The organism is Bifidobacterium sp. B4142, from assembly GCF_026537325.1.
Lineage (GTDB): Bacteria > Actinomycetota > Actinomycetes > Actinomycetales > Bifidobacteriaceae > Bombiscardovia.
In genome coordinates, this window is sequence record NZ_JAFNMJ010000007.1 from 47,199 (window position 1) to 56,782 (window position 9,584).

Genomic DNA, 9,584 nt, shown 5'->3' on the forward strand with positions numbered 1-9,584 from the left:
TCAATTATGACAGATCCTATTCCCACTGCGGGCGAGACGACCATCATCGGCATGCCGGCCCTGAACATTCCAGTCACCTCCAACGGTGACCGTCCACTGACCAAGGACGACTTGGTGACCATGGCACGATTGCCTGAAGGTACAGCCCTGCTGATCTCTACCAGGGGAGCGGTGTCAGGATCGCGCTATCTGTTGGACGAGGATCAGGTCAGCGTGGGTCGTGATCCGAAGGCGGACATTCTGTTGGACGATTCGACAGTCTCCCGGGCGCACGCCATATTCGTGCGGACTGACCATGGTTTTCGGGTCGAGGATACTGGCAGTCTCAACGGCACTTATGTCAACCGCGAACGCGTGGACCAGGCCGACCTGCACAATGGCGACGAGATCATGATCGGCAAGTTCAGATTGGTCTACTTCGATAATCGGGCAGTCATCGCCAAGAACTGACAGGGGGGCATGACATGGCCGGTGAGATGCCGACGCTGGTACAGGGTGAACTCTTTTCGCCTGAGCAGGCTGAGGGCACGACCCGGGGTTACCGGGGAACGGTCGCAGCCAAGGTGGCCGGCATCACCTATCGGCAGCTGGATTACTGGGCTCGCAAAAGGATTGTAGAGCCGTCAATCAAGGCCTCACACGGGTCAGGCTCCCGTAGGCTCTACTCCTTCAAGGATGCGGTTATCCTGGCTGTCCTCAAGCGTCTCTTGGATGCCGGTGTCAATTTGGTCAATGCCACGAATACGGTGAACTATCTCGAGCGTCGAACTGTTGGTCAACTCGAGCATGTAACGGTGGTCTGCGATGGTGATCAGGTCACCGAATGTTCAGGACCTGATCAGGTCTTTGCGCTGATGCAGTCCGGGCGTGCCGTTTTTGCTATCTCTGTGGGTGCTATCTGGCATCGCATGGATCTTGAGCTGCAGACCTGTGATCATGTGGATTTGACTACTGGACAGCTGACCCCGGGTCTGCCTGAGCGGCCTATCGACGAGCTGACGGCCATGCGTCTGCGCCAGCGTCTGGAGCAGCAGCACGAGCAGCGCCAGCGGGCTGCATGATTGTCGCGGTGGAAGCCGAAACAGGGGAGAAAAACGAAAAGAAATTTGACATAACGTACATTATCGGCTTACTAGGTCACTATCAGTATCCTGATAGTATTCTGACGTTTCCAGCGATTCATGGTCAATCCATTGGCGCTGACCTTGCAGTGGCATCCTCAGTGCTGAGTCTGATCGTTGTCGAAGTAATCCTCGGCAGCTTGGCACAATTGATCGACCTGGTCGATGACTCGATAGCAGCCGTGAGATTCCAGCTCTCCGGGCTCGGCATAGCCCCAGCGGCATCCCAGGCAGTCCAGGCCGGTTTCCAGCGCCCCATCGGCATCAGTCCAGCGGTCACCGGCCATAAGGGCTCGGTCGCCGAGTTTTGCATTGAAGCCAGTCTGCTCAAGTGCGTAGGTGATGACCTGGGCCTTGGTGGTTCTTGTGGAGTCCTTGCTGGCGCCATAGATGCCATCCACCAGTGGTGTCAGTCCGAAGTGGTCACAGACCGGTAGAGCCTGGTACTCGGGTTTGCAGGTGGCCACAGCCAATGTCAGACCATGTTTGCGCATACGACTCAGCTGTTCGATGATGCCGTCGAAGACAGTGGCGAGCAGGCGTCCAGGAATGTGTTGGCCAGGATGCTTCGGATCCTCGAATGCTGCTAACTCGCTGTAATAGCGCCGGTAGATCTGTACGCCCTTATCGATGTCTTCCTCCCTGATGCCGTTGTGGCGCAAGGATGCTTCGATAGCTGGTCCGATGAATCGTCGAAGTTCGCTCTCATCGGGCACAGGATGACCAAGCTCTTTGAAAGTTTGTACCACAGAGGCGATAATGCCCGGATGCGAGGCGGTCAGGGTGCCGTCCAGATCCAGCAGAACCAGGCGGCGCGGTGATTTACTCATAATCGGGGAACCATCCTTCTCGGTGCATTTTCAGGCGCTTGTCCAGTACGGCTTTGAGCTCATCCTCGGACCGGCGCTCCAGCAGCATGTCCCAGTGGGTCCTGGTCGGTTTGCCGGTTTTGCCGGACTCCTGCTCGTCATGCCCCTCGAGTTGAGCGATCTGCCCGCAACGGCACTCCCACTCCTGCGGCACCTCAGCGCCCTCAGCCAGCGGCAGAATGGTCCGATGGCCCTTGGGGCAGATGTAGGCGACCTCGCTGCGTGCTGCGAAATCCACATTCTGATCGGATTCCAGGGACTTCGCCCCGATACTCATGCCGCGAAGACTGCGCTCTGCCATGATTCCTCCATACTTATGTCCGTCACTGCCTCCAAGCTACAGAACAGTGTTGACCTGAAACTTATTCCCTGTCTGCGGTCGTGTTCACTCCACGCCCGTATAAGCCACAATGCCGCGATTGACCTGGTCGGCGGCGATGCTGGCAGTCCTGGCAAGGTGATGTCCTCCCCTGCCCAGGTAGGGTTCCACCTGGACGATCTGGGTGAGCACATCGGACAGGCGCTTGGCGTTGCGCACAAAGTCCCCTGCCGTCAGATCGCTGTCACGCAGGATGGTGGTCAGCGAGTCGCCACAGGCCCAGTCGTAGATGGTCGGTCCCAAGCCAAAGTCGAGTTCCGGGGGCAGTTCCAATCCAGCCTGATCGCAGCGTTCCTGCACTTGGGACCACTGACGTTTCATATCCTCCATGGCCTCAACCAGCCTGTGAGCCCGGTATCCGGCCCTCTCCCCCGGCTGCTCCCCCACCCCACGGCGAGATTCGTAGACTAGTCCGGAGACTGCGGCTGCCAGTTCGGCGGGCTCCAGATCATTGAGGATGCCCCGATCAAGGATCTCTGCAAGACTCAGATCCTGCTCGCTGTAAATGCGCCGGAGCAGCTGGCCCTTCCGGGTCAGTCGGCAGACGTCTGGGCCCATAGGCCGGGTGTAGCACAGGTCAGCCAGAATCTGGCAGATCCTGTCGAACTGTCGTGAGACTGACCCTGTTTTGGACTCGTACTGTTCCCGGGTGCGCTGCAGCTCCTTATCCATGCGGATCCATCGATTCCCCCAGCGCAGATGCTTGGGCAGGTCAGGGCACTGGCGGCAGGGATGGTTGCGCTCCTGCTCACGCAGCTGGTCGATATGCCGGTCAAGGTCGCAGAATGCCCGGTTGCGGGCCTTCTCGCTGGTGAATCGTTGCCGTTTCAGTCGGCGGCGATCGTTTTTCTGGGCCGAAGAGAGGGCCGCACGGATACGCATGAACTCGATCAGATCGCCACGGTTGCACTGAGCAGCTTTCCGGTAGTCCTCCAGGCCGCTGGTCAGGGTCTCGATGCGCTCCTCCAGCTCGGAGGCTGATCGGTTGGCCTCCCACTGGGCAAAGGAGTGGTCCAGGGTGTCCCGGGCACGCGTGTAGCTGGATGAGTTGAGCAGGTTGACGGCCATGTTGAAGGTGGGCCGGAAGCTGGAGTGCAGCGGGTAAACCCTCCGGCTGGACAGCGCAGCCATGGTCTTGGGGCTGAAGTCCCGGTGGTCGACCACCACTACATGACCAATGTCGTCGATGCCGCGCCGGCCGGCTCGACCGGTCAGCTGGGTGAACTCGCCAGGCGTAAGAGCTACATGGCCTGTCCCGTCGAATTTCTCCAGCTTCTCGGCCACCACGCAACGGGCGGGCATATTGATGCCCAAGGCCAGGGTCTCGGTGGCGAAGACCACCTTGAGAAGTCCTAACTCGAACAAGTGTTCGACTATCTGCCGAAAGAGAGTGACGACGCCGGCATGATGGGCGGCGAAGCCCTGCTCCAGAGCGAAGCGGAACTGGGCGAATCCCAGCGCTTTGAGATCCTCCTTGCTGAGCTGGCCGGCTGCCATGGAGTCCACGATGTGCCGTATGCGGCGGGCTTCCTCATCGGTGGTCAGCTGCAACCCTGCTCGGATGCACTGCTGGACGGCCTGGTCGCAGCCGGTGCGCGAGAAGATGAAGTAGATGCCGGGCAGCATATCCATGAAGTCCAGCTCATCGACCACATCGGCCCGGCTTGGTCGATACCGCTCCCCCGTTCGCCGCTCCGGTCTGCCGCCCCGGCCATGACGGTGGCGGTGCCCCTGGTCGCGGGCCTGGGCGCGCTCCTGCCCAGCCTTGTCCAGCTGGGCCAGCCTGGAGACCAGACGCGGGTTGATCTTTGGGGTCTGCCGTCCTGAACCGTCATGCCGATACAAGTCCAAGATCTCGGGCTCGGTGTGCCTGTCGGCCTGGACCAGGACATGCTGTTCCAGCGGTACGGGCCGTCTCTCGGAGACCACCAGATGGGTGCGTCCGCGCACTGAGGAGATCCAGTCGGAGAACTCCTCCACGTTGGACACGGTGGCCGACAACCCCACGATTCGGGTTGAAGCCGGAAGATGGATGATGACCTCTTCCCAGACGGGCCCCCGGAAACGGTCGGCCAGATAGTGGACCTCATCCAGGATCACGTATTTCAGGGCCATCAGGGTAGAGGACTGCTCGTAGAGCATGTTGCGCAGGACCTCGGTGGTCATGACCACGATGTCCGCCTCGGAGTTGATGGAGGTGTCGCCGGTCAGCAGCCCCACCCGGTCCTCGCCGTATCGGTCGACCAGGTCATGGTATTTCTGGTTGCTCAGCGCCTTGATGGGGGTGGTGTAGAAGGTCTTGACGTTCTGTTCCTGGGCCAAAAATACTGCGAAGTCAGCCACGATGGTCTTGCCGGCGCCGGTCGGAGCGGCCACCAGGACGTTGTCGCCATCCTCAAGGGCGGTGATGGCCTCCAGCTGGAAGTCATCCAGGGGGAAGGGCAGCTTGGACTGAAAGCGTGCGGGAGCCCCGGTCATGCGCTTGCGGTGACGACTGAAACGGGCGTAGCGTTCCGCCGGCCCCGGTTCGGATGCTGTTGAATCCTGTCCGTGGTGACGATGACCTGACATGTTCCTCCAAGAACTACTTATTGAACTGCTTCCACCGCCGCCAGGTGCGGCCGTGATTCCTCCTACGCTGCTCCTTGCGCTGCAGGACCAGAGCATGGGCCTGGCTGTATCGCTCGGTTGACTGCGACAGAGGCAGGGCGAAGGCCGGACCCTCGGTCCTATCCGTTGCTTGGGACCGCCCTGCTGCCGGGGGTTGCGGCATGTGACGGTTCAGATCGTCCGAGACCCGCCCTATGGAGCGGCTGGCTGCCATGGCGTGGCGGATGGCGTAGACGGCTCCCCCGATCAGCATGGCCAGCATGAAGATCACCAAAGGGATCCAGATCCATCCAGGCATGTGACTCCTCTCCGACCGGGGCTAGTGCCGGTCCTGCTCCTTGTCGTGGGCGTCACTGATGGTGATCTCGCGTTGGGCGCGGGCCAGGATCATGGTGCGCAGGGTCTTGGGCGCCACTGCGGTGATGTGCTTGGCGTGGGCGATGCAGAAGGCTACGAACCAGGAGTCCGAGGAGACGGTCAGGTGGACTTTCTGCCCGGATCCGCAGGGCTCCACCGAGGCGCCCGGCAGCGACTTGATGTAGGGCAGATCCGGCCGGTCGGTAATGAAGACCGCAGCCGTGCCGTTGTCGAAGGACCACTTGCGCAGTTCGCTGACTGGCACGTCCGGGAACTCCACCTTGTGGCTGGGCTTGACGATGGTCGCATGCTCGATTCTGGCGATTCGCAGAACCTGCCACTGCCGGTTGCGCCCGGTGCCCTGCCTGAGGTGGCGGCTGGAATCCGAGGGAGCGTCCGCAGCCTCAGTGCCCTCTGCTGCATCGCCGATGTCGGTCCAGGCGGCGACATAGTAGACGCCCTCATCCACGAAGATCTTGGCTGGGGCCACCACCTTGCGGCGGGTGCGGCCGGCAGCGTCCGTGTATTCCATGTCCAGAAGTGACTCGGTCTTAATGGCCCGGCGGACCACCGAGAAGCTCTTGGGCTCGGTCTCATACCCGGTGAGGGAGAGCCAGGGTGTCTCGCCCGGCCCAACATGCGTGCGCAGACGCTGGTAGAGCGACTCGGCCTGGGTCCGGGACTGCTCGGGCAACAGGGGTGAATGGGCCAGATAGCTGAGCGAGGCGGTCAGCATGCTCAGGTACTGGGGCGAAATGCCGGCCAGCCGCTCCAGGCCCAGCGAGTTGGTGGCCGAGACGATGCCGCTGTCGTCCAGCAGGGACCAGTCGATGTCGAAGAATTGGCTGCCGGCCATCTCACCGTCGTCCGAGACCGTGGTCAGGGTGTTGATGTCCTTGTGGATGGTGTTGACGTACTTGCGCAGTTCTTCCTTGCTGTTGGGGTGGCCGATGAAGCGCTCGGCCAGCTCGGCCAGGGAGAACTCCTCGCCCAGGTGTGCGGACAGGAAGAGCATGAGCCGCAGTCGACGGTCCACCTCGGACCCGGTCTGGAAGGAGGATGCGCTGGCCCGGCGAGCGTGTCTGAGGTCGGTGTCGTCGTCACTGAGGTCGGTGGCGAAGTGCTCGACGCTGGTGCGAGCGATCTCCGGGGAAATGACCGTTGCCGCGCCGGGGCTTATCGACTCGTCGGCCAACTTGAAGCGGGCGGCAGAATCCAGGCGCCGCCGGAAGGCGTCTGCGGCCTCCTGCGGGCTGACGATGGATGCATCGGGGTGTTCCAGAACGAACATGGCCAGATCGTCCGAATCGGCATAGGCCACGTTCAGATTCTCTCCGTCCACGTCCACGGTGGCGGCGAAGCGGCGGGAGTCTATGACCTTGACCAGATTGTCGGGAATGCGCTGGGTACCCAGTCCAGGAGCTATGGAATCCAGGCCCAGACCAGGGATGGGCACCTGCGGCACCCGAGGAGTGGTGCGCGAGGCCGGGCGGACGGGCTCTTCGCATGCCTCCTGGGACATGGCGATGGAACGGGCCAGATAGTTGGCTGCGGCCAGCACCGGCATGTCCTCCTGGTTGAAGTGCATACGGATGCGGGGTTCGTCCCCCAGTTGCAGGCGGTAGGAGGCGAAATCCTGCCCCTCGGACTTGGAGGAGTACTCGGGCTGGCGGGATTCGATGGCGATTCCCATGGCTGCCAGCTTGGCCCGGTCACGCTGGAACTGCTTGGCGAAGGCGGCCTTGGCAGCCTGATCGGCCAGCTCACCGTAAGAGTCGGCATAGGCCTTGACCCGCTGCGCTATCTGCCGAGAAGTCAACCATTGAGGAAAAGCGGACGATAAGACGGCCAGGACATCGAGTTCGTGTTTGCCCCACTTATCAGAGAAACGCCGTCTTCCGTTCGTACCTTCTGCCATCAGTCCTCGCGTATCGTTAAAATTTTGACTATCAGTGCGCCTAACGCACATCTGTCTATCATAGATTCATTTTCAGGAACGTGGGAGCCAAACACTCAAATACGGTCCCTTTTCTTGACAGGCTGAACCCTCTTGCGCCTGGCTTTAGACCCACTCGTCCGGTTCGATACCCTGGGGTCCCACATACTGGCCGTTGGGCACGTATGAGGAACGTCCCCGATCGCTCAGATGGGCATCCGCATACAGGGTCACATCCCTGCCGAAGGTCCAGTCCCCCTCGATAGTGACCGAGTTGGCAGCCGCCAGGCTGGGAACCCCGTAGGGGAAGCGCTCATCGAAGTCGGCAATGTACTTGTAGTAGCGCTCATCCAGTTGGACGTTGGGGAAATCGTAGTTGCCATCCTCCATCTCGTAGGAGTCGGTCAGGTGGAAACGGTCGGAGCGCATGATGAACAGGTCGTCGGTGGTCTTGACGGGCAGGAAGCGCATGCGGTCCACCTGCACGCAGATGGCTCCCTCAAAGAGCGTGGCGGCGGAACCCATGGCGGTCTCCAGTTGCACCACGGGTCTGGTGGAAGGGTCGGTGGGATCGACGGTCTTGCGGTTCTCGATGATGGGCAGGGGCAGCACCCCGTCGTACTCGGCCAGCTTGTCGCGCAGGGCATCGACTCTGACCCAGATGCTGTTGGTATTGAAGTAGGGATGCTTGCGGATGGACATGGCCGAGCTGCGGTCGTGCGGATCCACCTGGGACATCTCTCGCAGGATGAGGCGTCCGCTGGCCTTGTCGATGACGATGTGGCCGCCCTTGCGGTCAGCCTCGGTCCGCTCGGCCACCTCGATCATGAAGGGCGCTCCGGACTGCGCGAAATAGCCGGCCAGGGTCCTTGAAGGCCTGGCGCCCAGGTTGTCGGAGTTTGAGATGAACAGGTAGTCGATCCCCTGCTCCTTGAGCGTGTCCAGCAAGCCCGTCTCCCAGATGGTCGAGAAGATGTCGCCGTGGCCGGGAGGGCACCATTCCAGGTCGGGCTTGGCTGGGAAGTCGACAGGACGGCCGGTTTCGGCATCGATTTTGGGTTCGATGTGCTGAATGATCTCCATGGGCACCTCGTTTTGGACGAAGCGGCGGTCCTGCTTGACCGCGCGCATGGTGTCTCGTGAGGTGCGGAAGGAGTTCATGAAGATCAGTGGCAGCGGCACCCCTAGGCGCTTGCGGGCTGTCAGCACCTGGCCCATGATGATGTCCAGAAAGCGCATCCGTCGGGCCTTGTGGCGGCGGATGGGCAGCAGGGACTTGGCCTTTTCCAGACCCATGGAGGTTCCCAGACCACCGTTGAGCTTGATGAAGGCGGTGCGGGAGAATGCGTCCAGTGCCATGTCCATGTCCATGGCGTCGTGGATGTCCTTGGTGCGGGGCACGTCCTTGAGCGGGGTGATGTCCTTTTCACGCACGCAGGCTTTGGCATCTCCCCGTTCCCAGGTTTCGTAGAGGTGCCTGAACTGGTTGATGGAGACTTCGCTCATGCCCTTGTCGCGCATCTTTGCGGCCGAAAGGTCGAAAACGTCTGTGCTCATGAAACCCCTTCCGGGCTGGGACGACTTGCGGCCGACGCGGGTTGCGCCGACCGTCAAGAATCATGATAGCAAGTCGATCAGGTGGCCCCGTCTGTCTGCACTTGTCTGCCGGGACTCGCCGGGCCATTGTCGGCCCGGTGACGCTGTGCTACTATCTCTACTCGGTGCTGATGCACCGTCGGGCCGTAGCGCAGTTTGGTAGCGCACTTGACTGGGGGTCAAGGGGTCGCGGGTTCAAATCCCGCCGGCCCGACCAAATAGCAACGATTCCAAGGTCTTAGGCCTTGGAATTATTTGTAGTTCCAGGCCCTTTGATACCTATTTGCATATATCCGTCGCTTCGCTCGTTCTTCACGTTTCCCTTCATTCGCCAGCTGTGAGTTCATGATCGGCCAGAAGATCTTCGGGGTCGGCGTTGAGCTGAGCGTAAGCCGTCATCAGCTTCTTTCTCAGAGTCCCCGGCAACTCGGCCGCGCCTTCCCTTGATGTTGATGGTCTCTGCGGATGCATTCCTGCGCTGATACTGGCGGAAGTCCTCTGCGCCATCCTCTTCCGTCCAATTACGTAGGTCGTGGTAGTCAACCTGGATCAGTTGACGTTTGCGGCTGGCTTCGGCCTGGCGGACGGTCAGGGTTGAGGTCGCCGGTATCCTCCTGTTCTGTGCAGAACTACAAAGGAGCGTACCCAGGACAACTGCGGGAGCCTGGTAGAGGGTCATAATCAAATCCACCGCCCTGGGTCTGGCCCGAGATGTC

9 protein-coding genes and 1 tRNA gene are annotated in these 9,584 nt (G+C 61.0%); 3 read left to right on the plus strand and 7 right to left on the minus strand.

What is annotated here, in order from left to right; translation table 11 throughout:
• Positions 1 to 6 precede the first annotated feature (6 nt).
• Positions 7 to 450, plus strand: a complete 444-nt coding sequence (locus tag J3U06_RS08905) for an FHA domain-containing protein (RefSeq protein WP_267400022.1) — start codon at positions 7 to 9, stop codon at positions 448 to 450.
• Positions 451 to 464: 14 nt separating this feature from the next.
• Positions 465 to 1,061 carry a MerR family transcriptional regulator gene (locus tag J3U06_RS08910; RefSeq protein WP_416378836.1) on the plus strand — a complete coding sequence of 199 codons (597 nt, stop codon included), beginning with the start codon at positions 465 to 467 and terminating at the stop codon, positions 1,059 to 1,061.
• Between the two features lie 158 nt (positions 1,062 to 1,219).
• On the opposite strand, the gene J3U06_RS08915 is transcribed toward J3U06_RS08910, so the two are convergent.
• From J3U06_RS08915 to J3U06_RS08940, 6 genes are all read right to left on the minus strand, one after another.
• A complete protein-coding gene (locus tag J3U06_RS08915) occupies positions 1,220 to 1,951 on the minus strand; it encodes an HAD hydrolase-like protein (RefSeq protein WP_267400020.1) in 732 nt (243 codons plus the stop codon).
• A complete protein-coding gene (locus J3U06_RS08920) occupies positions 1,944 to 2,291 on the minus strand; it encodes an RNA polymerase-binding protein RbpA (protein ID WP_220237292.1) in 348 nt (115 codons plus the stop codon). The genes J3U06_RS08915 and J3U06_RS08920 overlap by 8 nt, the downstream gene beginning before the upstream one ends.
• Positions 2,292 to 2,375: 84 nt before the next feature.
• On the minus strand, positions 2,376 to 4,940 hold the full coding sequence (locus J3U06_RS08925; RefSeq protein WP_267444956.1) for a DEAD/DEAH box helicase: 2,565 nt from the start codon (positions 4,938 to 4,940) through the stop codon (positions 2,376 to 2,378).
• 13 nt (positions 4,941 to 4,953) lie between these two features.
• On the minus strand, positions 4,954 to 5,277 hold the full coding sequence (locus J3U06_RS08930) for a hypothetical protein (RefSeq protein WP_267444957.1): 324 nt from the start codon (positions 5,275 to 5,277) through the stop codon (positions 4,954 to 4,956).
• 21 nt (positions 5,278 to 5,298) lie between these two features.
• Positions 5,299 to 7,254 (minus strand): helix-turn-helix transcriptional regulator, encoded by a 1,956-nt coding sequence (locus J3U06_RS08935; protein WP_267431216.1) that lies wholly within the window; start codon positions 7,252 to 7,254, stop codon positions 5,299 to 5,301.
• Positions 7,255 to 7,398: 144 nt separating this feature from the next.
• On the minus strand, positions 7,399 to 8,829 hold the full coding sequence (locus J3U06_RS08940) for a UTP--glucose-1-phosphate uridylyltransferase (RefSeq protein WP_198200628.1): 1,431 nt from the start codon (positions 8,827 to 8,829) through the stop codon (positions 7,399 to 7,401).
• 179 nt (positions 8,830 to 9,008) lie between these two features.
• Here J3U06_RS08940 and J3U06_RS08945 point away from each other — a divergent pair.
• Positions 9,009 to 9,085, plus strand: a tRNA-Pro gene (locus tag J3U06_RS08945).
• Between the two features lie 126 nt (positions 9,086 to 9,211).
• Here J3U06_RS08945 and J3U06_RS08950 read toward each other — a convergent pair.
• A partial coding sequence (locus J3U06_RS08950) for a hypothetical protein (protein ID WP_267444958.1) occupies positions 9,212 to 9,584 on the minus strand: 373 nt, incomplete at its 5' end.